This window comes from Rhodanobacter sp. Soil_C_14 (genome assembly GCF_057657335.1).
On record NZ_JBDGIQ010000002.1, the window covers coordinates 160,865 to 186,515 of the forward strand.

28 protein-coding genes, 1 tRNA gene and 1 other RNA gene are annotated in these 25,651 nt (G+C 67.4%); 18 read left to right on the top strand and 12 right to left on the bottom strand.

All coding sequences use genetic code 11. The features are described 5' to 3' along the window. The first annotated feature begins 64 nt into the window (after positions 1 to 64). Both AC3A56_RS06285 and AC3A56_RS06290 read left to right on the top strand, forming a co-directional pair. On the top strand, positions 65 to 679 hold the full coding sequence (locus AC3A56_RS06285; protein WP_487769717.1) for an FHA domain-containing protein: 615 nt from the start codon (positions 65 to 67) through the stop codon (positions 677 to 679). 10 nt (positions 680 to 689) lie between these two features. Next, the gene (locus tag AC3A56_RS06290; protein ID WP_487769718.1) at positions 690 to 2,414 is read left to right on the top strand and encodes a protein kinase domain-containing protein; all 1,725 of its coding nucleotides are present in this window, start codon (positions 690 to 692) and stop codon (positions 2,412 to 2,414) included. A gap of 48 nt (positions 2,415 to 2,462) precedes the next feature. Here the strand turns inward: AC3A56_RS06290 and AC3A56_RS06295 are convergent, their stop codons facing one another. Then, positions 2,463 to 3,308 (bottom strand): LysM peptidoglycan-binding domain-containing protein, encoded by an 846-nt coding sequence (locus tag AC3A56_RS06295; protein WP_487769719.1) that lies wholly within the window; start codon positions 3,306 to 3,308, stop codon positions 2,463 to 2,465. A 378-nt stretch (positions 3,309 to 3,686) separates the two neighbouring features. On the opposite strand from AC3A56_RS06295, the gene AC3A56_RS06300 reads away from it, so the two are divergent. The 7 genes from AC3A56_RS06300 to cydX all read left to right on the top strand — a co-directional run bounded on the left by AC3A56_RS06300 (position 3,687) and on the right by cydX (position 10,989). Further along, the gene (locus AC3A56_RS06300; RefSeq protein WP_487769720.1) at positions 3,687 to 6,053 is read left to right on the top strand and encodes a DUF1631 family protein; all 2,367 of its coding nucleotides are present in this window, start codon (positions 3,687 to 3,689) and stop codon (positions 6,051 to 6,053) included. Continuing rightward, positions 6,050 to 6,397: a PilZ domain-containing protein gene (locus AC3A56_RS06305; RefSeq protein WP_056718482.1), complete on the top strand. Its 348-nt coding sequence runs from the start codon at positions 6,050 to 6,052 to the stop codon at positions 6,395 to 6,397. The genes AC3A56_RS06300 and AC3A56_RS06305 overlap by 4 nt, the downstream gene beginning before the upstream one ends. 133 nt (positions 6,398 to 6,530) lie before the next feature. Then, the gene (gene pepQ / locus AC3A56_RS06310) at positions 6,531 to 7,847 is read left to right on the top strand and encodes a Xaa-Pro dipeptidase (protein WP_487769721.1); all 1,317 of its coding nucleotides are present in this window, start codon (positions 6,531 to 6,533) and stop codon (positions 7,845 to 7,847) included. Positions 7,848 to 7,929: 82 nt separating this feature from the next. Continuing rightward, positions 7,930 to 8,160, top strand: coding sequence for a cytochrome oxidase putative small subunit CydP (gene cydP / locus AC3A56_RS06315; protein WP_487769722.1), 231 nt, complete (start codon positions 7,930 to 7,932; stop codon positions 8,158 to 8,160). After that, the gene (locus AC3A56_RS06320) at positions 8,160 to 9,710 is read left to right on the top strand and encodes a cytochrome ubiquinol oxidase subunit I (RefSeq protein ID WP_487770027.1); all 1,551 of its coding nucleotides are present in this window, start codon (positions 8,160 to 8,162) and stop codon (positions 9,708 to 9,710) included. The genes cydP and AC3A56_RS06320 overlap by 1 nt, the downstream gene beginning before the upstream one ends. Then, complete coding sequence (cydB, locus tag AC3A56_RS06325) at positions 9,703 to 10,833, top strand: cytochrome d ubiquinol oxidase subunit II (protein ID WP_487769723.1); 1,131 nt, start codon at positions 9,703 to 9,705, stop codon at positions 10,831 to 10,833. Before AC3A56_RS06320 ends, cydB begins: the two co-directional genes overlap by 8 nt. Before the next feature lie 15 nt (positions 10,834 to 10,848). Beyond that, positions 10,849 to 10,989, top strand: a complete 141-nt coding sequence (cydX, locus tag AC3A56_RS06330; RefSeq protein WP_056718487.1) for a cytochrome bd-I oxidase subunit CydX — start codon at positions 10,849 to 10,851, stop codon at positions 10,987 to 10,989. Here cydX and AC3A56_RS06335 read toward each other — a convergent pair. Both AC3A56_RS06335 and AC3A56_RS06340 read right to left on the bottom strand, forming a co-directional pair. After that, positions 10,986 to 12,326 carry an aminopeptidase P N-terminal domain-containing protein gene (locus AC3A56_RS06335; protein WP_487770028.1) on the bottom strand — a complete coding sequence of 447 codons (1,341 nt, stop codon included), beginning with the start codon at positions 12,324 to 12,326 and terminating at the stop codon, positions 10,986 to 10,988. The genes cydX and AC3A56_RS06335 overlap by 4 nt on opposite strands. Then, positions 12,323 to 12,886 carry a UPF0149 family protein gene (locus AC3A56_RS06340; RefSeq protein WP_487769724.1) on the bottom strand — a complete coding sequence of 188 codons (564 nt, stop codon included), beginning with the start codon at positions 12,884 to 12,886 and terminating at the stop codon, positions 12,323 to 12,325. The genes AC3A56_RS06335 and AC3A56_RS06340 overlap by 4 nt, the downstream gene beginning before the upstream one ends. A 110-nt stretch (positions 12,887 to 12,996) precedes the next feature. Here AC3A56_RS06340 and AC3A56_RS06345 point away from each other — a divergent pair, with 110 nt between their 5' ends. The 6 genes from AC3A56_RS06345 to rpiA all read left to right on the top strand — a co-directional run bounded on the left by AC3A56_RS06345 (position 12,997) and on the right by rpiA (position 15,616). After that, positions 12,997 to 13,236 (top strand): TIGR02449 family protein, encoded by a 240-nt coding sequence (locus AC3A56_RS06345; protein WP_056718490.1) that lies wholly within the window; start codon positions 12,997 to 12,999, stop codon positions 13,234 to 13,236. Then, positions 13,236 to 13,550, top strand: a complete 315-nt coding sequence (locus AC3A56_RS06350) for a cell division protein ZapA (RefSeq protein ID WP_487769725.1) — start codon at positions 13,236 to 13,238, stop codon at positions 13,548 to 13,550. The genes AC3A56_RS06345 and AC3A56_RS06350 overlap by 1 nt, the downstream gene beginning before the upstream one ends. A 67-nt stretch (positions 13,551 to 13,617) precedes the next feature. After that, positions 13,618 to 13,804, top strand: a non-coding RNA gene (gene ssrS / locus AC3A56_RS06355) — 6S RNA. Positions 13,805 to 13,870: 66 nt separating this feature from the next. Next, the gene (locus AC3A56_RS06360) at positions 13,871 to 14,491 is read left to right on the top strand and encodes a 5-formyltetrahydrofolate cyclo-ligase (RefSeq protein ID WP_056718492.1); all 621 of its coding nucleotides are present in this window, start codon (positions 13,871 to 13,873) and stop codon (positions 14,489 to 14,491) included. 11 nt (positions 14,492 to 14,502) lie between these two features. Next, the gene (locus tag AC3A56_RS06365; RefSeq protein ID WP_200950320.1) at positions 14,503 to 14,940 is read left to right on the top strand and encodes an EVE domain-containing protein; all 438 of its coding nucleotides are present in this window, start codon (positions 14,503 to 14,505) and stop codon (positions 14,938 to 14,940) included. A gap of 34 nt (positions 14,941 to 14,974) precedes the next feature. Beyond that, a complete protein-coding gene (gene rpiA, locus AC3A56_RS06370) occupies positions 14,975 to 15,616 on the top strand; it encodes a ribose-5-phosphate isomerase RpiA (protein WP_487769726.1) in 642 nt (213 codons plus the stop codon). 63 nt (positions 15,617 to 15,679) lie between these two features. Here the strand turns inward: rpiA and AC3A56_RS06375 are convergent, their stop codons facing one another. The 4 genes from AC3A56_RS06375 to rplM all read right to left on the bottom strand — a co-directional run bounded on the left by AC3A56_RS06375 (position 15,680) and on the right by rplM (position 18,680). Further along, entirely contained in the window at positions 15,680 to 17,578 is a 1,899-nt protein-coding gene (locus AC3A56_RS06375) for a chloride channel protein (protein ID WP_056718495.1), read from the bottom strand. A gap of 185 nt (positions 17,579 to 17,763) precedes the next feature. Continuing rightward, positions 17,764 to 17,837: transfer RNA gene (locus AC3A56_RS06380), tRNA-Gln, on the bottom strand. 12 nt (positions 17,838 to 17,849) lie between these two features. Then, positions 17,850 to 18,242, bottom strand: coding sequence for a 30S ribosomal protein S9 (gene rpsI / locus AC3A56_RS06385; RefSeq protein ID WP_007807295.1), 393 nt, complete (start codon positions 18,240 to 18,242; stop codon positions 17,850 to 17,852). Positions 18,243 to 18,251: 9 nt separating this feature from the next. Further along, a complete protein-coding gene (gene rplM, locus AC3A56_RS06390) occupies positions 18,252 to 18,680 on the bottom strand; it encodes a 50S ribosomal protein L13 (protein ID WP_007807297.1) in 429 nt (142 codons plus the stop codon). A gap of 290 nt (positions 18,681 to 18,970) precedes the next feature. Between rplM and coq7 the strand changes: the two genes are divergently transcribed. Beyond that, the gene (coq7, locus tag AC3A56_RS06395; protein WP_056763743.1) at positions 18,971 to 19,612 is read left to right on the top strand and encodes a 2-polyprenyl-3-methyl-6-methoxy-1,4-benzoquinone monooxygenase; all 642 of its coding nucleotides are present in this window, start codon (positions 18,971 to 18,973) and stop codon (positions 19,610 to 19,612) included. A 131-nt stretch (positions 19,613 to 19,743) separates the two neighbouring features. On the opposite strand, the gene speD is transcribed toward coq7, so the two are convergent. After that, positions 19,744 to 20,529 carry an adenosylmethionine decarboxylase gene (speD, locus tag AC3A56_RS06400; protein ID WP_007807301.1) on the bottom strand — a complete coding sequence of 262 codons (786 nt, stop codon included), beginning with the start codon at positions 20,527 to 20,529 and terminating at the stop codon, positions 19,744 to 19,746. 288 nt (positions 20,530 to 20,817) lie between these two features. On the opposite strand from speD, the gene crp reads away from it, so the two are divergent. Together crp and AC3A56_RS06410 are read left to right on the top strand one after the other, a co-directional pair. Then, positions 20,818 to 21,519, top strand: a complete 702-nt coding sequence (gene crp / locus AC3A56_RS06405; protein WP_007807303.1) for a cAMP-activated global transcriptional regulator CRP — start codon at positions 20,818 to 20,820, stop codon at positions 21,517 to 21,519. A 92-nt stretch (positions 21,520 to 21,611) separates the two neighbouring features. Then, the gene (locus AC3A56_RS06410; protein WP_056718497.1) at positions 21,612 to 22,358 is read left to right on the top strand and encodes a sulfite exporter TauE/SafE family protein; all 747 of its coding nucleotides are present in this window, start codon (positions 21,612 to 21,614) and stop codon (positions 22,356 to 22,358) included. 29 nt (positions 22,359 to 22,387) lie between these two features. Here the strand turns inward: AC3A56_RS06410 and AC3A56_RS06415 are convergent, their stop codons facing one another. The 4 genes from AC3A56_RS06415 to AC3A56_RS06430 form a co-directional block, all read right to left on the bottom strand. Further along, positions 22,388 to 23,077: a haloacid dehalogenase-like hydrolase gene (locus AC3A56_RS06415; protein ID WP_487770029.1), complete on the bottom strand. Its 690-nt coding sequence runs from the start codon at positions 23,075 to 23,077 to the stop codon at positions 22,388 to 22,390. A 5-nt stretch (positions 23,078 to 23,082) separates the two neighbouring features. After that, positions 23,083 to 23,877, bottom strand: coding sequence for an indole-3-glycerol phosphate synthase TrpC (gene trpC / locus AC3A56_RS06420; RefSeq protein ID WP_056718498.1), 795 nt, complete (start codon positions 23,875 to 23,877; stop codon positions 23,083 to 23,085). A 61-nt stretch (positions 23,878 to 23,938) separates the two neighbouring features. Continuing rightward, positions 23,939 to 25,009: an anthranilate phosphoribosyltransferase gene (trpD, locus tag AC3A56_RS06425; RefSeq protein WP_487769727.1), complete on the bottom strand. Its 1,071-nt coding sequence runs from the start codon at positions 25,007 to 25,009 to the stop codon at positions 23,939 to 23,941. Next, entirely contained in the window at positions 25,006 to 25,602 is a 597-nt protein-coding gene (locus AC3A56_RS06430) for an anthranilate synthase component II (protein WP_056763738.1), read from the bottom strand. Before AC3A56_RS06430 ends, trpD begins: the two co-directional genes overlap by 4 nt. Positions 25,603 to 25,651: the final 49 nt, after the last annotated feature.

The window sequence follows — 25,651 nt, forward strand, 5'->3', positions numbered from 1 at the left end:
TCGCCCGGCGGCATGGGTTCGGCAAGCCGTCGACACCACCCTCACGCGGTTGCTGAATGATGGGGTGAACCTGCGCAGGCACGCCTCGCCGGGAGGTGTTCGCTTGGTCGGGCGGTTGGTTATAGTGACCACGAAATCGGTCCCCAGGATCTTCATGAACGGCCACAATCAAACGCCAGCGGACCCGGCCGACAAACACTCCGCGGGACCGCAGGGAACGCGGTTCTTTGCGACCGAGATGCTGCGCCAGTACACCAGCGAGGCCGAGGCGACCCTGGATGGCCTGGCCAGCGTGCACCAGCCGGTGCTCGAGGGAATCAGTCCCGGGCTGGCAGGCCGGCGCTTCACCTTGAACGAGGGCAGGCAGACCATCGGCCGGGGCAACGACAACCACATCGTCGTCGATGACCCGAGCGTGTCCGCCTCGCATGCCTGGATCACCAACAAGCAGGGCCGCCACATCATCATGAACACGCTGTCCACCAATGGCACGTTCGTGAACGACAAGCGCATCCACATGACGATGCTGAAGCACAGCGACCACATCCGGCTGGGTCACGCGGAGTTCGTGTTCCTGACCCGCGAACACGATGAACGCCGCACAGCAAACGGGCGCCGGATCGCGGCCGGGGCGCTGGTGCTCATCGCCGTGGTCGCGCTGGCCTGGTGGCTGATCTGAACCCGCTGCCGTGACCGCGCGCGAGATCCCGTCGAAGGTTGGTCGCTACCGCATCGACGGCGTCCTCGGCGAGGGCGCGATGGCCGTCGTCTACGCCGGCTTCGACCCGGACATCCAGCGCGCGGTGGCGATCAAGTGCCTGCACCGGGAGGTTGCCGCCGACCCCGTCTATCGCGACCGCTTCCTGGTCGAGGCGCGAGCCGCCGGCCACCTCACCCATCCCCACATCGTCACCATCTTCGACGTGGGAGAGACCGACGACGGCAGTCCGTACATCGCGATGGAGCGGCTCTCCGGCGAGACGCTGGCCAGCCGCGTCAGTCGCGAGGGCTTTCCTTCACTGCCGGCGATCATGGAGCTGGCCGGACAGATCGCCGCCGCACTCGACTACGCCCACGCCCAGGGGGTCGTGCACCACGACATCAAGCCCGAGAACATCATGCTGGCCGAGGGCTGGCAACACGCCAAGGTCAACGATTTCGGCATCGCCGAACGACGCGGCGGGCAAGACAGGCCCGGCGCCACGCGTACCCAGATCGCCGGCACGCCGGCCTACATGGCGCCGGAGCACCTGCGCGGCGAACCGACCGACGCACGCAGTGACCTGTTCTCGCTGGGTGTGGTGTTGTACTGGCTGCTCACCGGCAAGCTGCCATGGCCGGAGACCGGCGACATCCGGCAGCTGATCCATGCGCGCCAGCGCTTGCCCACCCCGTCGATCCAGCCACGCGACCCGTCCGCGCCGTCGATCCTGGTCGGCATCGTGCACACCTTGCTGGCGCCCGCGGCGACGGAGCGCTATCAGCGGGGAAGCGAGGTCGTCGCCGACCTGCGGCTGGCCCGACGCGAGTACGAGCGCCTGCACGAACGGCCGCTGACCAGCCACATCACCTCGCTGCGCCTGCGCTGGGTCGGCGTCCTCGGCGCCACGCTCAGCCTCACCCTGCTGCTGGGACTGGCGGCGATCCACGCCAAGCAGAACGCCGCCGTCACCGGCCTGGCGCTGGATTTCGGCAGCTCGCTGGGGCGCATGGTCGCCAACGAATCGGCGGAAAACCTGCTGCTCGGCGATCGCGCCGCCACCCGCGCGCTGGTCGAGAGCATCGCCCGCAACCAGCAGATCCACTATCTGGCCATCGCCGATCGTTACGGCGAAATCATCGCCAGCACGCAGGCGGATGAGGTCGGCACCCGGCTGCCGGCGCTGACCGGGAAGAAGCCGCTGTCGCGATCGGACGATATCGACAGCTATCGCGGCAGCGATACCGGCGCCCCCGGCCGCGACGAGATGCTGCTGTTCGACGTGCCGATCCATTACCAGACGGCCACGGTGGGCGAACTGCATCTGGGCATTAGCGACGCGCCGCTGCGGGCAGCCCGCAAGACCACCCTGTGGGTCATCATCGCCGTGCTGGTGGTGACGCTGGTCGCGGTGATCGGCGCCACGTACTGGCTGTCCCGGCAATTGCTGACCCTGCTGGACCTGCTCGGAAACGCGATGCTGCGGGTGGCGCGGGGCGACTTCCGTTACCGCATCCGGCTGGTTCGCCGCGACGAACTGGGCCGGCTGTTCGCCGCATTCAACCTGATGAACGGTGCGCTGCAGGGCCGGCGGCGACATCCCGGAGAAACGGCTGCCGCCACCGTGGAAGACGTCACCCGACCCACGCTGATCCTGCCGGTGGCGGACGGCCAGGCAGCAGACGGCGACGACGACACACACCACCCATCCTGATCGACGACGCGATCCGGCGGCATCCCGCCAACTGCCCGTGCCCGACGATCAGAACTGCTTGAGCCGCTGCTTCAACTCGAGCGCGCGGGCGCGGTAGATGGTGGCCGGCTCATAGCCCGGATCGATGGCCAGCACGTGGTCCCACAACGCGATGGCCGGGTCCAGCTGCTGGTTGCGATACAGCACGATGGCCCGCTGGTGGCATCCGGCCAGCAGATCCTTGCGCAGGGACGCTGCCGCGGCCCCGCCCGGCGGCAGCCGCGGATCGATGGTCAGCGCTTCGTCGAGGCGTGCCAGCGCCTGCTGCCGTTGCCCCTGGCCGAGCAGGGCCACGCTTTCCTTCTGCAACCGTCGCGCCTTCTGCGCCGATGATTCCGCGACTGCCGCCACGGGGCGTCCCGCATCCGCCTGCGCCGGTGCCGACGGCTCGCCCGTGCCGCCACGACCGGCTTCGCCGGTGTCAGCCACCAACGGCTCCGCATCCGCCGGGACAGCGGCCCCGGACATCGGCAACTGCACCGTCTGGCCCACCTGCAATCGCGAGGGGTTGGTCGAACCGTTGTAGCGCGCCAGGATCAGGAACCGGCTGGCATCACCGAGATGGCGAGCCGCCAGCAAGCTGTAGGACTCACCCTCCTGCACCACATGGGCCTGCGACGAACGGCCGAGCAACTGCTGCGGATCGCCGGTGAGCTGGCGCAGCATGGCCTGCGCCGCACGATCGCCCGGATGCCTCGCCAGATGCTGGCGCAGCGCCTGTTCGCCTTCCGCGTAATGACCATGCTGCAGCTCGTCGACGATCGTCGCAAACGACGCATCGGTGCCCACCGTGCGGGCAACACCCGACGCGCGCGGGGCCGAAGGGCTGACCACCACGGAACGGGTCGGTCGCACGCAACCGGATACCGCCAGTACCAGCAGAAGCGTCGCGCACGGCGTCGTCCATTGCCGTGGCTGGCGGCGCCAGGATCTTGTCGATGTTGTTTGCAATGCCTGTTTTCCCTGCCCTGTCCGGCCACCGTGCCACACACCGCGGCGCAGCGATCGCCCGCCAATTCGCCAACCTGCCCGAACTGAGGATCAACGCAACGTCGTCGCGAACCTTTCCGGCCGCCCAATATAGCCCCGCCCCGGCGGCTTGGGGCGACCGCCGCGTCCCCGCTTTCGCCACGCACCCGTCGATCATCCTCCCCCGGATTCCAGCCTCCGCATGACATAGCCGCGGGAACCAGCATAAACTGGCCGCTCCGGGGGGAATTCACAGGCACTTGCATGGATGTCGGACACGATCGACGTCACTCGTTTGCGTCGCATCAGGGCGGTAGGACTAGCGCGCGCTGGCCTGCGCGTGCGCAGCGCCTGTTCGAAACCAGTTACACGCTGTGCGTGGAAGGACTGCAGGAACCCCTGCGGCGCTGCCTGGGCGAATTCGAGAAACAGCTTTTTGCGCTGGCCGAGCGCGCCCACAATGCCGGCGTCCAGCAGGATTGCTTCGCCAGTCGGCAACGCGTGCTGCAGGATCGCGCCGCGTTTGCCCAGCGCTTCATGGAGCAGCTCGGCGCCGCGCTCGATCGGATCGACGAGCGCAACCCCGCATCGGCCGAGCCGGCCGGCAACGAGAAGTCGTGGCAGGTGCTCGAGCTGGTCGACCCGGGCGAGCAGGAAGTGGCGATGACGCTCGATCAACTGGGTGCCCGCGGCGAGGTCCGCCACAGCAACGCCCTGTACGAGCTGGGTTACCGGCTGGCCGTGCTGATTGGCGCACCGCCGCTGGAAGGTCCCGCGCTGCCCCTTGGTCCTCACGCCATGGCCAGGGCCTGCCACGCCGCCAGCGGCGAGTTCGAGCTGCCGCTCAAGCACCAGCTGCTGTTGCTGCAGCACTTCGATCAATGGGTGATCCAGCCGCTGGCCCCGCTGTACGAGAACATCAACGCCCAGCTCAAGGCCGACGGCATCCTGCCGCAGCTGCGCAGCATCCCGATCCCGCGGAACATCGGCAAGCGATCCCGCACCACCGGCGCAGGCGGCGACGCCGCCGGCGAGGCCGCGACGACACCGGCAAGCCCCGGCGCAAGCGCCACGCCCGCCCATGCATCGGGCGGCGCACCGGGAGCGCCGATCGAGGTACTGGAATCCCTGCGCGATCTGCTGGCGCAGCAACGCGCCGTCCAGGACGGTCTCAGCGGCGGCTCCGGCGGGCGCGCGGCCAGCGAGGACGAACTGCAGTCGGCACTGGGCGCCTTGCAGCAGCACCTGGCCCAGGTCACCGACCAGGCCAGCCGCGAACTGCGCACCGCCGCCCGCCTGCGCGAGGAACTGGTGGCCCAGCTCAACTTCGGCAGGCCCGCCGGCGCGCCACGCACCCAGCTCAGCGACGAACAGGGCGACACGGTGGAGCTGGTCGCGCGCCTGTTCGAACAGCTCGGCCATCAGCTGCAGCAGGGCGGCAACGCCAGCCACCTGCTGACCGACCTGCAGTTGCCGGTGCTGCGCATGGCCGTGGCCGACCACGGCTTCTTCGAGAAACGCGAGCACCCGGCACGCCGGCTGCTGGACACCGTCACCGCCGCCGCCAACGACTGGCTGGACGGCAGCGACGACGAAAGCAACCGGCCGCTGGCGAGCAAGCTGGAGCAACTGGTCAGCCGCGCCAACCAGGAGCCGCCCAGCGCCGGCCTGTACACCACCTTGCTGGCCGATATCGAACATCATCTGGCCCTGCTCACGCGCAAGGCGCAGGCCGCCGAGCGGCGCCACGTGGAAGCGGCCCAGGGTCGCGAGCGACTCGACCAGGCACGTCGCCGCGCCGGCGAACTGATGGCCGAGCGGTTCGCGCAATCGCCACCGCGTGGCCTGCTGCGCGCCCTGCTCGACCGCGCCTGGTCGGACGTGCTGGCGCTGACCCTGCTGCGCCACGGCGAACAGAGCGAGGCGTTCCGCGAGCAACTGAAGATCACCGACCAGCTGCTCGGCCGCCTGCCGGTCGACGACCGCCTGCACCTGCAGACGGAAGTGGAATCGGGCCTGCAGCAGATCGGCATGCACGCCGAAGAGGCGGTGCAGGTGGCCCAGCGGCTGCTGGGCGCCGGCACGCCGGACCCTTCCACCGAGCTGCCCAGCGCCACCGACCTGGCGCTGCGCCTGAAGCAGCACCAGCGGCTGGGCGAGCAACAGTCCAGCCACGAAACGATGGCAGGCCCGGCCGCCGCCCCGCCGTCCCCGCGCAAGAGCGCGACCGCGCCGGCGGCCCGCAGCGAACCGGCGCCGCCGCATGCGCCGGCCGCCGTGGCGACGTCGCAGCAGCAGGACGACGCGGTCGATCCGCGGGTGCGGCGCATCGAACAGCATCTGAAGGAACTGCCGTTCGGCAGCTGGTTCGAGTTCATCGACCCGGCCAGCGGGCAAATCTCCCGACGCAAGCTGGCGTGGTACTCGCCGATGTCCGGCCGCTGCCTGCTGGTCAGCCGGCGCGGCCAGCGCGGCGAGGAAATGAGCCTGACCCAGCTTGCCCATGAAGTCGCCAGCGGCCGCGTCTGCGAAGTGCCGGCCCAGCCGGACAGCCTGCTCGACCGCGCATGGCGCAGCCTCACCGGCAGCCTGCAGCCACGACGTCCGCCGTCCGGGAGCGCCCGCCCATGAGCACCGGCAACCAGCGCCGCGCCGAGCGCAAGCGGGCCTCCGTCAATGCGATCGTCACCGACGTGATTAGCGGCCTGCCGATCGGCCACCTCGGCAATCTTTCCAGCACCGGCATGCTGCTGATCAGCGCCCAGGCGCCGCGCAGCGAGGCCTTGTACCAGGTCAGCATGACCCTGCCCGGCTCGGGCCGGATGCTGACCCAGTCGCAACCGATCGAGGTCGGCATCCAGGAACAGTGGCACGAAGCGGCCGCCAGTTCCGGGCAGATCTGGGCCGGTTATCGCATCGTGGCGATCAGCGACGCCGACGCCGCACGCCTCGAGAGCTGGCTGGCGCAGGCCTGACCCTGACTGGAAGTTGCGGCGCGGCGGCGTCATCATGACGCCTGCCCCGCCCATCCCCGGTCCACCGCGAAACGCTCGCTCCCGCCGCATCCTCGCGGCGGCAGCGCCACGATTCGTCGTCGCAGGAGTCTCCATGTCCGACCTGTTCGCCCCGCTGTATCCGCAGCACCTCGCCACCGTGCGCGAACGCGCCGACCGCGCGCTTGCGCTGGGCGGCTACGACCACCTGCTGGTCGCCGCCGGCACGCCGCCGGGCAAGTTCCTCGACGACCAGGACTACCCGTTCGTGGTCAATCCGCACTTCAAGCACTGGCTGCCGCTGACCGACGCGCCGGGCAGCTGGGTCGCGTACACGCCGGGCAGCAAGCCGAAGCTGGTCTTCGTGCAACCGCGCGACTACTGGCACGTGGTGCCTGCGGCACCGCACGGCTACTGGGTGGAGCACTTCGACATCGTGATCGTGCGCAGCGCCGCCGAAGCGATCGCGCAATTGCCCGCCGGCAAGCGCGCGGTGATCGCCGCCGCCTGCCCCGTCACCGATGGCGTGGAGGCGAACAACCCACCGGCCGTGCTCGACTACCTGCACTGGCACCGCAGCCACAAGACGCCGTACGAACTGGCCCTGATGCGCGAAGCCAGCCGCATCGGCACGCGCGCCCATCGCGCCGCCGCAGCGGCGTTCCGCACCGGCGAAAGCGAGTTCGGCATCCACATGGCCTATCTCGCCGCCGCGAAACAGATCGATGCCGAGTTGCCCTACGCCAGCATCGTGGCCCTGAACGAACACGGCGCGGTGCTGCACTACACGCACTTCGACCGCACGCCGCCGGCGGCGTCGCGCTCGTTCCTGATCGACGCCGGCGCCAGCGCGGCGGGTTACGCCAGCGACATCACCCGCACCTACGCCTCGCCGCAGGCGGGCGAATTCCAGGCGCTGATCGACAGCGTCGACGCCGCGCAGCGCGGCTTCGTGGCGAAAGTGCGCGCCGGACAGAGCTACCCCGAGCTGCACATCCACGCCCACCACGTGCTGGCCGGCGTGCTGCGCGAGCATGGCTTCCTGCGCATGAGCGCGGAAAGCGCGGTCGAATCCGGCGTGACCGGCGCGTTCTTTCCGCACGGCCTGGGCCATCCGATCGGCCTGCAGGTGCACGACGTGGCCGGCTTCCAGCAAGGCGAACGCGGCGGCAGCATCGCCCGTCCGGACGGCCATCCGTACCTGCGCATGACCCGCGTGCTGGAGCCGGGCATGGTGGTGACGATCGAACCCGGCCTGTATTTCATCGACATGCTGCTGGCTGAACTGCGCGACAAGCCGGTCGCGGCCGACATCGACTGGGCGAAGGTCGACCACTTCCGCCAGTACGGCGGCATCCGCATCGAGGACGACGTGGCGTGCACCGACGACGCGCCGGAAAACCTCACCCGGGATGCGTTCGGCATGCTGTAAGTCGCCGCTGCGACATTCGTCCACATGGCCGAGACATCCCCGCGGCGTATGCTGACGGCCAGGCAAGGCCCGGATTCGTCGCATGTCCAGCTCCCCGGTTTCCAGCACTTCCGCCGAGACCTTCGGCACGTCGCCGCGGCCATTGCGGCGGTTGAGCCTTGAACTGTTCGCGATCATCGCGCTGAAGATCGTGGCGCTGACGCTGATCTGGTGGGTGGTGTTTGCACCGCAGCCGAAGCCCGACACCAGCGCGGAGGCGATCGCGCAGCGGCTCGCCCCTGCGTCCCACGCCGCTGCGGAAACCCGCCCATGATCATCGACGCCGATGTCGTCACGCTGTCGCGCCTGCAGTTCGCGCTGACCGCGATGTACCACTTCCTGTTCGTGCCGCTGACCCTGGGGCTGGTGTGGATGCTGGCCATCATGGAGAGCGTCTACGTGATGACCGGGCGCGAGGTGTGGAGGCAGATGGTGCGCTTCTGGGGCGTGCTGTTCGGCATCAATTTCGCGATGGGCGTGGCCACCGGAGTGACCATGGAATTCCAGTTCGGCATGAACTGGGCGTATTACTCGCATTACGTGGGCGACATCTTCGGCGCGCCTCTGGCGATCGAGGGACTGATGGCGTTCTTCCTGGAGGCCACCCTGATCGGCGTGTTCTTCATGGGCTGGGATCGCATCTCGCGGATCAAGCACCTGCTGGTGACCTGGTTCCTCGCGCTGGGCACCAGCCTGTCGGCGTTGTGGATCCTGGTCGCCAATGCCTGGATGCAGCACCCGGTCGGCTCGGCGTTCAACCCGACCACGATGCGGATGGAAGTGACCTCGTTCTCCGAGGTGTTCTTCAACCCGGTGGCGCAGGAGAAATTCGTGCACACGGTGAGCGCCGGCTACGTGCTGGGCGCGATGTTCGTGCTGTCGATCAGCGCGTGGTACCTGCTGCGCGGCCGCAACGTGGACTTCGCCAAACGCTCGATGACGGTGGCGGCAAGCTTCGGCCTGGCCGCAGCGCTGTCGGTGGTCGTGCTGGGCGATGCCTCGGGTTACACGGTGTCGCTGAACCAGAAAATGAAGATGGCCGCGATCGAGGCGATGTGGCACACCGAACCGGCGCCGGCCTCGTTCACCGTGTTTGGCCTTCCGGACGTGCAACGACGCAGCACGGACTATGCCGTGAAGATTCCCTGGGTCATGGGCCTGATCGGTACCCGTTCGATCGACGAGACGATGCCCGGCATCGCCGAACTGGTGGAGACCGCCAAGGGTCGGATCGGCACCGGCATCCAGGCCTACGACGCGATGCTGGTGCTGCGCCAGGACCGGGACAACGCAAAAGCCAGGGCCACGCTGGCCACGCACGACAAGGATCTGGGCTATGCCTTGCTGCTGAAGAAGTACGTGGACGACCCGCGCCAGGCCACGCCGGCGGACATCCAGAAGGCCGCCGACAGCACCATCCCCAACGTGCCGGTGCTGTTCTGGGCGTTCCGCATCATGGTCGGTTGCGGCTTCTATTTCATCGCGCTGTTCGCCTTCTCGTTCTGGAAGGCCAGCACGCGCCAGCTCGATACGCAGCGCTGGTATCTGCACCTGGCCTTGTGGAGTCTGCCGCTGCCATGGATCGCGATCGAGCTGGGCTGGATCGTCGCCGAGTACGGACGCCAGCCGTGGGCCATCGAGGGCGTGTTGCCCACCGCGCTTGGCGTGTCGTCGGTGAGCGCGGGCCAGGTGATGACGTCGCTGGGCGGCTTCGTGCTGTTCTATACCGCGCTGGCGGTGATCGACGTGTTCCTGATGCTGAAGTTCGTGCGCAAGGGGCCGGATGGTTTGCGCATCTGGCCACAGGGAGATCGCCATGTTTGATTACGCCACGCTGCGCGTGCTCTGGTGGGCGATCCTGGGCACGCTGCTGATCGGCTTCGCGATCATGGACGGCTTCGATTTCGGTGTGGCCGGCCTGCTGAAAATACTCGGCCGCAACAACGAGGAACGACAGGTGCTCCTGGAAGGCATCGAGCCGACTTGGGAAGGCAACCAGGTGTGGTTCATCCTGGCCGGCGGCGCCACCTTCGCGGCCTGGCCGATGCTGTACGCGGTGTCGTTCTCGGGCATGTACTTTGCCATCGCGCTGGTGCTGCTGGCACTGATCCTGCGCCCGGTCGGCTTCAATTTCCGCGGCAAGATCCACGACCCGCGCTGGGCATCATCGTGGGACTGGGTGCTCAGCGCTTCCGGCGTGGTGGTGATGCTGGTGGCGGGCGTGGCGTTCGGCAATCTGTTCCTGGGCCTGCCGTTCCGTTTCGACGGCGATCTGCGGATGAGCTGGCAGGGCGGCTTCTTCGACCTGCTGCATCCGTTCGCGCTGCTGTGCGGCCTGGTCTCGCTGGCGATGCTGCTGGCGCATGGCAGCTGTTTCGCCGCGATGAAGGCTGACCACGCGATCGCGGCGCGGGCGGTGACGGTCGGACGCTGGACCACCCTGCTGTTCGCCGTGCTGTACGTGCTGGCCGGGGTGTGGCTGGCCTGGGGTGTTCCCGGTTTTGCCATCGCCGGACCGGTGGTGACCGACGGCCCGGCCAATCCGCTGTTCAAGCAGGTCGCGGTGGGTGGCAGCTGGTTTGCGGGCTACATGCAGTATCCGTGGTTCTGGGTGGCGCCGTTGCTGGCGCTGGCCTCGGCCGTGGGCGTGCAGGCACTGATCGGCCGGCGCAGCGTGGCCGGCTTCATCGCCAGCAGCCTGATGGTGGGCAGCACGATCGCCTCGGCCGGCTTCGCGCTGTTTCCGTTCCTGCTGCCCTCCAGCCTGGACCCGCGCTCCGGCCTGACCGTATGGGATGCCTCGTCCAGTCGCGGCACCCTGCAACTGATGCTGCTGGTCACCGCGGTGCTGTTGCCGATCGTCATCATCTATACCGGCTGGGTCTATCGGGTGATGCGCGGACGGGTGACGCTGGAGCAGGTGCGCAAGGCGCACGGCGGTTATTAAGAGGAGTACGAACCGATGTGGTATTTCTCGTGGATCCTCGGTCTGGGCCTGGCTTGCGCCTTCGCCATCCTCAACGCCATGTGGTACGAGGTGCACGCCACGGACGAAGCGAATCGTCTGCGCAGCGACGCCGAACTGCCGGACGAGTTGAGCTAGCGCGCGGCCAGCAGCGCCTCGATCTCCTCGGCCTGGCGGGGCATCGCCGCGGTAAGCACCTCGTTGCCGTCGCGGGTGACCGCCACGTCGTCCTCGATGCGGATGCCGATCCCGCGCCAGCGCTCGGCCATCGAGCGGTCGTCCGGCGGCACGTACAGGCCCGGCTCGACGGTCAACACCATGCCCGGCTCGAGCAGGCGCGACTCGCCGTCGATGCGGTAGTCGCCCACGTCATGCACGTCCAGCCCCAGCCAGTGGCCGGTCTTGGCCGGGAAGAACCGCTGATAGCTGCCATCGGCCACCGCCGCATCGGCGCTGCCCTTGAGCAGGCCGAGTTCGCACAGGCCCTCGCTCAGCACACGCACCGCCGCGAGATGCGCCGCGTTGAACGGACGGCCGGGACGGACCTCGTCGATCGCCGCCAGCTGCGCGGCCAGCACCACTTCATACAGCGCCCGCTGCTCGCGGCTGTAACGGCCGTTGACGGGAAATGTCCTGCTGATGTCGGAGGCGTAGCAATCCCATTCGGCGCCCGCATCGATCAGCAGCAAGTCGCCGTCGCGCAGTCGCGCCCGGTTGTTCTGATAGTGCATCACGCAGGCGTTGGCGCCGCCGGCGACGATCGGCACGAACGCCGGCACCGCGCCCCGGCTGCGCATGACCCGCAGCAGCTCGGCCTCCACCTCGTACTCGTGGCGTCCCGGCGTGGCCGCGCCCAGCGCCGCCATGTGCGCTTCCACCGCGATCCCGGCCGCCGCGCGCATCAGCCGCAGCTCGGCCTTCGACTTGTACAGCCGCAGGTCGTGCAACAGGTGGCCCAGCGCCACGAATTCCTTGGGCACCACGCCGCCGCCGCGCAACTGGCGCAGGCGGCGCATCCAGCCCAGCAGTTGCGCATCGAACTGGGGCTCGCGGCCGAAGTGGCAATACACGCGGGCGCGGCCTTCGATCATGCCGGGCAGGATGTCGTCGATGTCGTCGATCGGGAACGCATCGTCCATGCCGTAGCCGGCCACCGCCTGTTCGGTGCCGATCGCGTGGCCGTGCCAGCGCTCGCGCTCGGCATCACGCTCGCGACAGAACAGCACCACTTCGCCGTGCTGGCGTCCGGGCAACAGCGCCAGCACGGCGTCGCTTTCCGGGAAGCCGGCCAGGTAGTGGAAGTCCGAGTCCTGCCGGTACGGCCAGGCGGCGTCCGCGTTGCGCATGCGCTCGGGCGCGGCGGCGACCAGCAGCACCGCATCCTCGCCAGCCATCTTCATCAGCTGGCGACGGCGACGGGCGAATTCCTCGGGGTCGATCGCCGCGGGGGTCGAGCCGTGTTCGACCGGTATCAATGCACGCTGCCGCTGGACGCCGGATCGTGCCGGTTGCACTCGGCATGCAGCAGCAGCGCACCGACCCGCACGAACTCCTGCACCTCGATCAGCGCGTCCTCGTCTTCGTCCTCGTTGTTGAAGTCGAACGACGAGGCGGCGATGGTGCCGAAGTCGCGCAGGATCTCCTGCGCCTCCTCCGACAATGACGCGTGCGCCGCGGTACCGGCCAGGCCGAAGCCGCCGAGGAAGCCGCGACACCAGTCCACCACCGCCTCGGCGCGTTCGGCCAGCGGGCGATCGTCATCAGGCAGCAGCGGCTCGAAGCCCAGTTCGCTGTCGGCCAGCTCGCGCACGCACTGGCGGGTCAGCCGCTGCAGCAGCGCAAGATCCTCGGCCGTGGGGTCGGTCGCCTCGCCATCCAGCTGCAGCGCGGCAAGCACGTCGCCGCCCTGCGGACGGGCGCCGCCGGCCAGGTAGCCGCACAGCGACCCGTGCAGTTCGCTGGCTTCGGTGCCCAGGCGCAGACGCATGACCAGCGCATCGATATCGTCGTGGCCGATCGGCCCGGTAGCCGCCATGGCGGTGCTCCTTCGCAAGAATGACGGCCAGTTTAATGCACCGGGCGGCGCCCTCCGCACCCGTCGACCGGCTCGCAGATTTCCCGCAACGTCCTGCTATAGTTTCGGCCATGAGCACGCCCGATCCCGCCCCGTCCGATCCGGTTCACCAGCAGTTGGCCGCGCTGGCCCGCCAGCTTGACCATTTGCTGGAAACGGTGCGTCGGCTGAACGAGGAAAACCGCAGCCTGCGGCAGAGCCAGGAACAGCTGTCCGGCGAGCGCGCCGGCCTGATGGCACGCAACGAACAGGCCCGCAGCCGCGTGGAGGCGATGATCCAGCGCCTGAAGTCGCTGGAGAGCAACAGCTGATGAGCACACCCGCCAGTGAACCGGTCGCACTGCGACTGATCGACCGAGAATTCCTGATCGCCTGCGCGCCGGAAGAACGCGAAGGCCTGCTCGAAGCCGCCGGCTTTCTCGATCGCAAGATGCGCGAGCTGCGTGCGAACGCCAAGGCACCCAGCTTCGAACGACTGGCCGTGCTGGCCGCGATCAGCGTCGCGCACGAATTCCTCGGCCTGCGCAAGCAGCACGAAAGCCAGGAACAGCGCCTGAGCGACGGCCTTGCCATCTTGCAGCGCAAGCTCGACGACGCGTTCGAGCACGAAGCGCCTAGGCGCTGAACCGCAGCCTGCGACATCCATCGCGCCAGTGGCACATTGCGGATCAAGCGCCTAAAATGACACCCGGCGTTTTCTGCGATGTGCGCCAGCACACTCTTACATTTGCCTTGTTCCTACATACGGCCCCGGGTCGGTTTCACATCGGTTGTTGTGCATGTCCGCCGCGTGCGGAAAGCCTTTAGACCATGTAACCCTCCCACCTGATCCATCTTGGATCAAGGTCGTTCGGTGGGCAGCGGCATCGCGGTCTGCGCCACTTCTTTCCCCCGTCCCGTTCGTCGAGCCACGAACGGGACGATCACGCCGGAGCCGCGCGCCACGTGGACGTCAACGCCCAACGCCGCGATCTGCGTCAGCAACTGGCCGAACGCCGCCGCGCCTTGCCGCCGGCCGAACGCATCGCCGCCGCCCAGGGCCTGCGCCGCAGCCTGGAGCAACTGCCCGAGTATTTCACCGACGCCCGCGTGGCGGGCTACTGGGCCAGCCACGGCGAACTGCCGCTGAACCTGGTGATCCCGCCGCTGGCCACGCGTGGCCAGCAATTCCTGCTGCCGGTGATCGGCGCGGGCCGGCAACTGCGCTTCGCACCGTGGAAGGCGGGCGACGGGGTGCAGCCCAATCGTTACGGCATTCCCGAGCCGGTCGATCCGCCCGAATTGCTGGAGCCGTTCCAGATCGACCTGGTGCTGGTGCCGCTGCTCGGTTTCGACCGCCGCGGCAACCGGCTCGGCCACGGCGGCGGCTATTACGACCGCAGCTTCGCCTTCCTCAACGAACAGGTGCGCCCCACCGAGCCGCTGCTGGTCGGCATCGCCTATGCGTTCCAGGAATTGCCCGAAGTCGAGGAAGAGGACTGGGATGTCCCGCTCGACTTCATCGCCACCGAGCGCGAGCTGATCGACTGCACCACGCCTGATTCAGAACCGGAGACTCCCGCGTGAACCACTGGCTGATGAAGTCCGAACCGGACGCGTTCTCGATCGACGACCTCAAGCGCAAGAAGCGCGAAGCCTGGGACGGCGTGCGCAACTACCAGGCGCGCAACTTCATGCGCGACGGCATGCGTCCCGGCGACAAGGTGTTCTTCTACCACTCCAACTGCGCCGTGCCCGGCATCGTCGGCGTCGCCGAGGTGGCCACCGACGCGTACCCCGATCCCAGCCAGTTCGATCCGAAGAGCAAGTATTTCGACCCCGGCAGCTCGCGCGACAATCCGCGCTGGATGCTGGTCGACGTGAAGTTCGTGAAGAAGCTCAAGCGCACGATCAGCCTGGACGAAATGAAGAACGATCCCTCACTGGCCGAGATGCCGCTGCTGCGCAAGGGCAACCGGCTGTCGGTGATGCCGGTCGATGCGGCGCACTGGAAATACATCCTGGCGCTGGAATGAACGTCACCCGATCCCCTTTCACCGGAAACCATCCATGAGCAACGCAAACGAGAAAAAGCTGGCCGGCGAAGCCGCCATCCGCTACGTCGAGGACGGCGCCATCGTGGGGGTCGGCACCGGTTCCACCGTGGCGTTCTTCATCGATGCGCTGGCCGACCTGAAGGATCGCATCCAGGGTGCGGTGTCGAGCTCGGAGCAGTCGACCGCGCAACTGAAGCGCCTCGGCATCCCGGTACTCGACCTCAACGCCGCCGGTACGTTGACCATCTACATCGACGGCGCCGACGAATGCGATCCGTACAAGCGGCTGATCAAGGGCGGCGGCGCGGCGCTGACCCGCGAGAAGATCGTGGCGGCGGCCAGCGAGAAGTTCGTCTGCATCATCGATTCCAGCAAGCGGGTCGACCTGCTCGGCAAGTTCCCGGTGCCGATCGAGGTGATCCCGATGGCGCGCAGCCTGATCGGCCGCGAGATCGTCAAGCGCGGCGGCAACCCGGTGTGGCGCGACGGCGTGGTCACCGACAACGGCAACTGGATCATCGACGTGCACGGCTGGCAGATCGTCGACCCGGCCGCGCTCGAAAGCGAACTGAATCAGTTGCCCGGCATCGTCACCGTGGGCCTGTTCGCGCAGCGTCCCGCCGACGTGGTGCTGATCGGCGACCGGGAGATGTGATTCGCCACGTCGTCCGCTTCCGAAAAAAAACGGCCCTTGCGGGCCGTTTCTTGTTTCAGCACCTTACTGCGCCGGCCGCGGCTTCAGGCCGTCGCGGAAACGCAGGTGGCGAGCCGAGTGCCGCGCTTCGCGCAGGCGTCGCGCATGGGCCGCCAGGATGTCACCGCGGGTGATGATGCCCACCAGCTTGTGCGGATCGTCCTTGCTCACCACGACCAGCCGGCCCACGCTCTCGGCCACCATGTGGTCCGCCGCCTCGCGCAGTGAATGTGTCTCGCTGACCGCGATCGGCGGCCGGGTCAGCAGTTCACCCAGGCTCAGCGTGTAGTGCCATTGCGGGTCGAGCAGGCTGCGCCGGGTCAGCACGCCAAGCACGCGGCGGTGTTCGTCCAGCACCGGGTAACCCTGGTGCTGGGTCTGCTCGACGTCCTCGGCCAGCCAGCGACGCACTTCAGCCAGCGTCTGCGTGTTGTCCAGGGTCACCACGTCGCGCGTGCAGGCCTCGCCCACCCCGACCTGGTCGAGGTAATCGGCCACGTATTCGGATGGCACGCGCACGCCACGCCGCACGATCTTCTCGGTCATGATGGTGTTGCGCATCATCAGGGCCGAGATCAGGTAGGCCGCGGTGCAACCGCCCAGCAACGGCAGCAGCCCCGCGGGCTGGCCGGTGGTCTCGAACGCGAACACCACCGCGGTGAGCAGCGCGCGTGAGGCGCCGGCGAAGATCGCCGCCATGCCGACCAGTGCAGCAATGCGGGGATCCACGCCGAATTGCGGCGCCACGGCGGCGATGCCGAGGCCGACCAGCGCACCCAGCGCACCGCCGATGGTGAACAGCGGTGCCAGCGTGCCGCCCGAGGTGCCGCTGCCCAGCGCGATCGACCAGGAGATGAATTTCATCACGCACAGGAAGGCCAGCGCGGTCAGCGTCAGCTTGCCATTGAGGATGTCCTCGATGTTGGTATAGCCCACGCCCAGGGTCAGCGGCGCGAAGTAGCCGACTGCACCGACCACCAGTCCGCCGATCGCCGGCCACCACATCCAGTGGATGGGCAGCTTCTCGAACAGGTCTTCGATGCCGTAGACGATGCGGGTGGTCCACACGCTGACCACGCCGATCAGTGCGCCGAGCAGCACGTAGACGAGCAAGGCCATCGCTCCCGGCGATGCCACCGCACCCATCGCAAACACCGCGGTCGAACCCTGCAACAGGTAACGCGTGCCGGTCGAAGCCACGCAGGCCAGCGCCACCGGGATCAGCGAGCGCGGGCGCAGCTCGAACAACAGCAGCTCCACCGCCAGCACCACCGCCGCGATCGGCGCCGAGAACACCGCGGCCATGCCCGCTGCCGCACCCGCCGCCAGCAGCACCTTGCGCTCGCTGCCGGTCACCTTCAGCACCTGGCCGATGAACGAACCCAGCGCGCCGCCGGTGGCGATGATCGGACCCTCGGCGCCGAACGGGCCGCCGGTGCCGATCGCGATCGCCGAGGAGATCGGCTTCAGGAAGGTGATCCGCGGCGGAATCTTCGACTCATTGAGCAGTACCTGCTCCATCGCCTCGGGGATGCCGTGGCCGCGAATCGCGCGCGAACCCCAGCGCGCCATCACGCCCACGATCAGGCCGCCGACCACCGGCACCAGCACCACCCACCAGCCCAGTCGGGGCACGGCTTCGGCAGGCGAGGAGAACGCGGTGGACCAGCGGCCGTAGAAGGCCAGATTGGTCACGACGCCGATAAGAGCCGTCAGCAACCGCGCAATCAGCGCAGCCAGCACGCCCAGCACGATCGACACCGCAGTGATACGCAACACCCGACGATCGACCAGGGTGGAGCGGCGCGGCATCCGGGCTGCATCCAGGCTCATGCCCATGGTCGGCGCCAGCGGCAACGCGTCGGTACTGCCCTCGGTGCGGACCGCCGGGCGGCCGGGATCGTTGTCGCTTGCCGTCGTCATCAAAGTGCTCACGAGTCAAAGGCCGAAATTTTACGCTGCTGCAGTGCAAAACCGAAGGGTACGGAAGCACGAGCGGCAACGAAAGATCCTGCGCCCGCGCGCGCCTCCGCCAACGAAAAAGCCCGCCGGATGGCGGGCTTCTCGGCCGACTTGCCACGCCTTGCGGCGGGCGACGGCATTTGTATTGGCAGCCCCGGATGGATTCGAACCACCGATGCCTGAGTCAGAGTCAGGTGCCTTACCGCTTGGCGACGGGGCTGTAGAACTGAGCTTAGCGCTTGGAGAACTGGGTAGCGCGACGTGCCTTGTGCAGACCGACCTTCTTGCGCTCGACTTCGCGGGCGTCACGGGTCACGAAACCGGCCTTGCGCAGCGGCGACTTCAGGCTTTCGTCGTACTCGACCAGTGCGCGGGCGATGCCCAGGCGGATCGCGCCGGCCTGACCGGTGATGCCGCCACCGGCGACCGTCACCTTGATGTCGAACTTGTCGGTGTTGTCGGTCAGCTCAAGCGGCTGGCGCACGATCATGCAGGAGGTCTCGCGGCCGAAGAAGGCTTCGAGCGTCTTGCCGTTGACGATGATTTCGCCCTTGCCCTTGCGCAGGAACACGCGAGCGGCGGAGGTCTTGCGGCGGCCGGTGCCGTAATTCTGCTGGATGCTCATGATATTTCCTTAGATTTCCAGCGCCTGCGGCTGCTGTGCGGTATGCGGATGCTCGGCACCACCGTAGACCTTGAGCTTGCGATACATCTCGCGACCCAGCGGGTTCTTCGGCAGCATGCCCTTGACGGCGATCTCGATCACGCGCTCCGGGTAGGTCGCCAGCAGGTCCTTCAGACTGGTGGTCTTCAGGTTGCCGACGTAGCCGGTGAAGCGGTGGTACATCTTGTCGTCCAGCTTGGCACCGGTAACGTGCACCTTCTGCGCATTGATCACCACGATATAATCGCCGGTGTCGCAATGCGGGGTGTATTCCGGCTTGTGCTTGCCGCGCAGACGGTGGGCGATTTCGGTCGACAGGCGACCGAGCGTCTTGTTCGTGGCGTCCACCACGAACCAGTCGCGCTTGACGTTGTCTGCATTGGCGCTAAACGTTTTCATTTCAGAATACCTGTCTGCCGCCGTGAGGCGGTACGCGTAATCGGTGGATCAAAGGCGCGAGATGATAGCGGAGCCTTCATCCACGGCGCAAGCCCACCGACCGGCGGGCTGTGAGCTGGCAATGATAGCATGACCACCGGGCCGCTTGAAAAGACCCCCAGGCTTCCCGGTCGCAACCCGCATGGCCGTTGGGGTCGCTGGCACCTAGCCGCTGGCGTGACGCACGGCTTGCCCTGGCCAAGGCAACCCCCATTGGCCTGCTGGCCGATCCTCTAGCTGGAGAACAACGCATGAGCGTACGCACCCTGAGCCGCCTCGACCGCCTGCTGGCCGGCTGCGAACGTGCACTGGAAGCGGTCGGCGGCGCGCCGCTGGCGCAGCGCCCCTCACCGTCCGCCGATCTTGCCGAAAGCGAACTCGATGAGGCCGAACGCCGCCACGCCGCCGGCCTGATGCGGATCAACCACACCGGCGAGGTCTGCGCGCAAGCGCTTTACCTGGGCCAGGCCGCGCTCGCCCGCGATGCGAACAACCGCGAGCACCTGCTGCATGCCGCCGCCGAGGAAACCGACCACCTGGCCTGGTGCGCCGAACGCCTGCAGCAACTGGACAGCCGCCCCAGCCTGCTCAATCCGCTGTGGTATGCGGGCAGCTACGCGATCGGCGCCGCCGCCGCGCTGGCCGGCGACGCGCTGAGCCTGGGCTTCGTGGTGGAAACCGAACGCCAGGTCGAGGCCCACCTGGCCGATCATCTGCAACAGCTGCCACCCCAGGACGAGCGATCGCGCGCCGTGTTGACCCGGATGCAGGCCGACGAGATCCGCCACGCGCAGGCCGCGCAGCAACGCGGCGGCATCGACCTGCCGTTTCCGCTGCCGCAGCTGATGCACGCCAGCTCGATGGTGATGAAGACGGTGGCGTATCGGCTGTAGAAGCGCACCGCGCGCTCGGCGGGCGCCATATCCATTAGAAACCCGCCTTTCGGCGGGTGCGTAGCTGAAAAAAAGCCGCCCTTTCGGCGGGTGCGTAGCTGAAAAAAAACCCGCCTTTCGGCGGGTTTTTGTCACATCAGGTTGCGGCCGTGGAACAGTTCCTCGATCTCGCGTCGCAGCAGCGACTCGATGCGCTGGCGTTCCTTGAACGACAGGTCGTCGGCGTGGGCCTCGAACAGGTAGGTGTCCAGGTCGAAGTCCTTGATGTGCATCTTCGTGTGGAACATGTTTTCCTGGTACACGTTGACGTCGAACATCTCGTACTTCTGGCGGATGTGCCGCGCCAGGTAGTCCTGCACCGAATTGATCTTGTGGTCGATGAAGTGCTTCTTGCCCTTCACGTCGCGGGTGAAGCCGCGCACGCGGTAGTCGGCGATCACGATGTCCGACTCGAAGCTGTCGATCAGGTAATTCAACGCCTTCAGCGGCGAGATCACGCCGCAGGTGGCCACGTCGATGTCGGCGCGGAAGGTGGCGATGCCGTTGTGCGGATGCGTCTCCGGATAGGTGTGGACGGTGATGTGGCTCTTGTCCATGTGCGCGACCACGGCACCGGAGATGGTGTCGCGACCGAGCTTCTCGACCACCGGCTCCTCGGAGATCAGGATCGTCACCGAGGCACCCTGCGGGTCGTAGTCCTGGCGGGCCACGTTGAGGATGTTCGCGCCGATGATCTCGGCCACGTCGGTGAGGATCTGGGTCAGCCGGTCGGCGTCGTACTGCTCATCGATGTACTCGATGTAGCGGCGACGCTGGTCTTCCGACACCGCGTAGCAGATGTCGTAGATGTTGAAACTCAACGCCTTGGTCAGGTTGTTGAAACCCTGCAGACGCAGACGAGGAAGTGGTTTGACCACGGGCGGCGCTCCATGACCGGATATCGGCCAACATCAGAGGCGGGTTAGCGACAAGGGTCCCCGCGGCATTGGTTTGGAGTACAGGCAGGTGCCTGCACGACCCTTGTGAACGACGGCAACGGGCTGGCTGCTGTCGAAAGACCGCGAAGTATGCGGCAAAAGCGGAGGAATTTGAACCTGCGTGGAATCCGCGGCTTTGTCATAATGACCAAGCCTGTCATGATGTCCGGACGGACGTGTACAACATGTGGCCATGATGCCCGGCGTGACAAGAATTACCTGTAGGGGATGCCCGTGGCTCAGCTCAAGTACCAGCTCCAACAAGCTTTCGAACGCTCGCAGGCCCCCTTGGGCTTTGCTCCCGACCCCGCCGCGATGGAACGTTTCCTGGGGCTGTGCCATCGCCGCCGCTACCCGGGCAAGACCGCGATCATCCGCCCGGGTGACCCGGCCAACACCTTGTACTACGTGGTGGACGGCTCGCTGGCGGTGTGCACCGAGGACGAACAGGGTCGCGAACTCATCCTCGCCTATATCAGCCGCGGCCAGTTCATCGGCGAAATGGGGCTGTTCGTCGAACAGGCCCAGCGCGAGTCGATGGTGCGCACGCGCACGGCCTGCGAGATGGCCGAGATCAGCTACGAGCGCCTGTTCCAGCTGATGGAAGGCCCGCTGCGCGAGGAATGCCCGAAGATCCTGTTCGCGATTGGCGCCCAGCTCACCAACCGTCTGCTGCGCACCTCGCGCCAGGTCAGCCGGATGGCCTTCATGGACGTCACCAACCGCATCTCGCGCACCCTGCTCGACCTGTGCCAGGAGCCGGATTCGATGACCCATCCGGACGGCACCCAGATCCGCATCTCGCGCCAGGAAGTCAGCCGCATCGTGGGCTGCTCGCGCGAAATGGTCGGCCGCGTGCTCAAGCAGCTGGAAGAGCAGCGCATGATCGACGTGTCCGGCAAGACCATCGTGGTGCGCGGCACCCGCTGATCGTCGGCGCATTCTGGGAAGCCCTCCCCTGAACCGGTTTTTTACGACGACTGGTTGAGGATGGCGTTCCGCCGTCCGCTGCGAGACCACGCTTGGATTACGAACAGTTCTTCATCTTCGTCGGTGTCGGCCTGCTCGCCCAGCTGGTCGACGGCGCGCTGGGCATGGCCTACGGCCTGGTCTCCAACTCGATCCTGCTGGCGCTGGGCCTGCCTCCGGCGGTGGCCAGCGCCACCGTGCACACGGCCGAAGTGGTCACCACCGGCGTCTCCGGCGCCTCGCACGCATGGTTCGGCAATGTGCGCTGGACGCTGTTCTGGCAACTGGCGATTCCCGGCGCCATCGGCGGCATCCTTGGCGCCACCTTCCTGGCCAGCGTGCCGGGCGAGGCGATCCGCCCCTGGGTCAATGCCTACCTGCTGATCCTCGGCGCGATGATCCTGCTGCGCGCCTTCGGCAAGCGGCTGACCCGGCACCAGGTGCAGCACAGCGGCGTTCTGGGCTTTCTTGCCGGACTGCTCGACGCGATCGGCGGAGGTGGCTGGGGACCGCTGGCCACCAGCACGCTGATCGCCCGCGGCGGCGCCGTGCGCAGCACGATCGGCTCGGTCAACGCAGCCGAGTTCGTGGTCACCATCTGCGTGTCCGCCACCCTGGTGCTGCACGTGGGCATCGGTCACTGGTCGATCGTGCTGGGCCTGCTCACCGGTGGCATGATCGCCGCGCCGTTCGCCGCCTGGCTGGTGCGACACCTGCCCGAACGCGCGGTGATGGCGGCCGTCGGCAGCCTGATCGTGCTGATCAGCCTGGGCCAGCTGGTGCAGACCTTGCTTCGATAGACGGAAACTGCGCGACCTGCGGATCGTCCTCAGAACCACTCGACGCGGGCGACCGTACGGCCCAGCGCCTTCTCGACCTTCTTGCACAGGGTCGGCGTGCCATTGACCAGCACCGGCTCGGCGGCGACCTTCAGCATCGCCACGTCATGCATCGAATCGCCGTAGGCGACCTGCCATGCCGACAGACCCTGCTTCGCCAGCAGCTGCACCTTGCGTCTGCCCACGTTGTGCCAGTGCACGCGCATGCCCAGCCAGCCGGGGCGCAGTTGCGAGGCCAGCACGTCCAGGCCGGTCAGCCCCAGTTGCTGCACGATCCCGCTGACCAGGGCGTGTTCGCAACCGGTCACCACGATCACCCGGTCGCCCTGCAGCTGATGCTGGCGCAACACCTGCAGGGCGTCGCGGTGGAACTGCCGGGGCCGTCGTGCGAGATCGGCGGCAAACGTCTCCGCGGCAAGCCGGTAACGCCGCTCGTCCAGCCCGAACAGCGCGATGCGCACCAGCACGTGCATCGGCAGGCGCCACGAGAACGGCAGGATCAGCAGCAGCAACGGCGCCACCAGCACGGCGGGCAGCCAGCGCCACCACGAGCGGCGATAACGCTCGCGGATGAACAGATGGAACGCGTCGCCGCGGAACAGCACGCCGTCGAAATCGAACAGCACCACCCGCGGCGCGACCACTTCGACGTCGGCGGGCAGGGTTTCCGGCTCCGGCATCACGGTCACGGCAGCGAGAACAGCCGCCGCAGTTCGCTGCCCGGGTCCTCGGCGCGCATGAACGCCTCGCCGACCAGGAACGCCTGGATACCCCCTTCGCGCAGGCGCGCCACGTCTTCCGGGGTGTGGATGCCGGACTCGGCCACCAGCACGCGGTCGTATTCGATCAGCTCCTGCAGCGCCAGCGAGGTCTCCAGCGAGGTCTCGAAACTGCGCAGGTTGCGGTTGTTGACGCCGATCAGCGGCACCGGCAGGGCCAGCGCGCGCTCGAGCTCTTCCTCGTCGTGCACTTCGCACAGCACGTCCATGTCCAGCTCGGCCGCCAGCAGCGACAGCTGCAGCAACATGTCGTCATCCAGCGCCGAGACGATCAGCAGGATGCAGTCGGCACCGATCGCCCGCGCCTCGTACACCTGGTACGCATCGATGATGAAATCCTTGCGCAGCACCGGCAGCGCGCAGGCTTCGCGCGCCTGCTGCAGGAACGCCTCGCTGCCCTGGAAGAAGTCGCTGTCGGTCAGCACCGACAGGCAGGCCGCGCCGGCGGCCGCGTAGCTGGCCGCGATCGCGGCGGGATCGAAATCGCCCCGGATCAGTCCCTTGCTGGGGCTGGCCTTTTTCACTTCGGCGATCACCGCCGGCAGGCCCGCGGCGATCTTCGCCTCGATCGCCGCGCCGAAACCGCGCGTGGGCGGCAGCTCGGCGATGCGCGCGACCAGTTCGGCCTCGGGCACGCGGGCCCGGCGTTCGGCCACTTCCTCGGTCTTGCGGACAAGAATGCGATTGAGGATGTCAGTCATGGCATCTCACTTGGATGGTGCGCAGCTGGCGCGATGAAAGCGATGGCGACGTCGGCGAAGTTCAAACGCCCACGGGCACCAGGCCGGAAAGTCGACGGGTGACCGCCACGAAGGCCTGCATTTTCGCATGGGCGGCACCGCTGGCAATCGTGGCGCGGGCCAGCTCGATGCCGTCGGCGATCGAAGCGACCACGTCGGCGGCGTACAGCGCCGCGCCCGCGTTGAGGCAGACGATGTCGTGCGGCACGCCAGCCTCGCCCTGCAGCGCGCCCAGCAGCATCGACCTGGACTCCTCCGCGTTCTCCACCCGCAGGTTGCGGCTGGAGGCCATCGCCAGGCCGAAATCCTCCGGCTCCACCTCATACTCGCGCACCACGCCGTCGCGCAGTTCGCCGACCAGGGTCGCCGCGCCCAGCGAGATCTCGTCCATGCCGTCGCGGCCCCACACCACCAGCGCATGCCGCGCGCCGAGCTGCTGCAGCGCGCGCACCTGGATGCCGACCAGGTCGGGATGGAACACGCCCATCAGGATGTTCGGGGCGCCGGCCGGGTTGGTCAGCGGGCCGAGGATGTTGAACAGCGTGCGCACGCCCATTTCCTTGCGCACCGGCGCCACCACCTTCATCGCCGGATGATGGTTCGGCGCGAACATGAAGCCGATGTCGGTCTCGGCCATGCACGCGGCGACCTGTGCCGGCGCCAGCTCGATCGACGCGCCCAGCGCCTCCAGCACGTCCGCGCTACCGGACTTCGACGACACGCTGCGACCGCCATGCTTGGCGATGCGCGCGCCGGCCGCCGCCGCCACGAACATCGAGGCGGTGGAGATGTTGAAGCTCGACGCACCGTCGCCGCCGGTGCCGACGATATCCAGGAAATGCGGATGTGCCGGCGCCTCGACCTTCGCCGACAGCTCGCGCATCACCCGCGCCGCGCCGGTGATCTCGCCCACGGTTTCCTTCTTCACCCGCAGGCCGGTGATGATCGCCGCCGTCATCAGCGGGCTCACCTCGCCGTTCATGATCTGGCGCATCAGCGCGATCATCTCGTCATGGAAGATTTCGCGATGCTCGATCAGCCGTTGCAGGGCCTCCTGCGGCGTGATCGTGATGGTCTGCACGCTGTCGTTCATGCCGCCGCCCGCAGCGGCTGTCCCAGGAAATTGCGCAGCAGGTCGTGGCCGTGCTGGGTCAGGATCGACTCGGGATGGAACTGCACGCCCTCGACCGCCAGCGTCTTGTGGCGCAGGCCCATGATCTCGTCGATCGAGCCGTCCGGATTTTCCGTCCAGGCGGTGACTTCGAGGCAATCGGGCAGCGACGACTTCTCCACCACCAGCGAGTGGTAGCGCGTCGCCTCGAACGGATTGGGCAGGCCGGCGAACACGCCCTGGCCGCGATGGATCACCGGCGAGGTCTTGCCGTGCATGATCTGCTTGGCCCGGATCACCTTGCCGCCGAACACCTGGCCGATCGCCTGGTGACCAAGGCACACGCCGAACACCGGGATCTCGCCGGCCAGCTCGCGCAGCACGTCCAGCGACACGCCCGAATCATCCGGCGTGCCGGGTCCGGGCGAAATCATGATGTGCGCAGGCCGCAGCGCGCGGATACCGGCGACATCCAGCGCATCGTTGCGCACCACCTTCACCTGCTGACCCAGCTCGCCCAGGTACTGCACGAGGTTGTAGGTGAAGCTGTCGTAGTTGTCGATCATCAGCAGCATGGGGGCATCGCTTCGTGGCATTGGCGCAGTGCGTCATGATAACCACAGT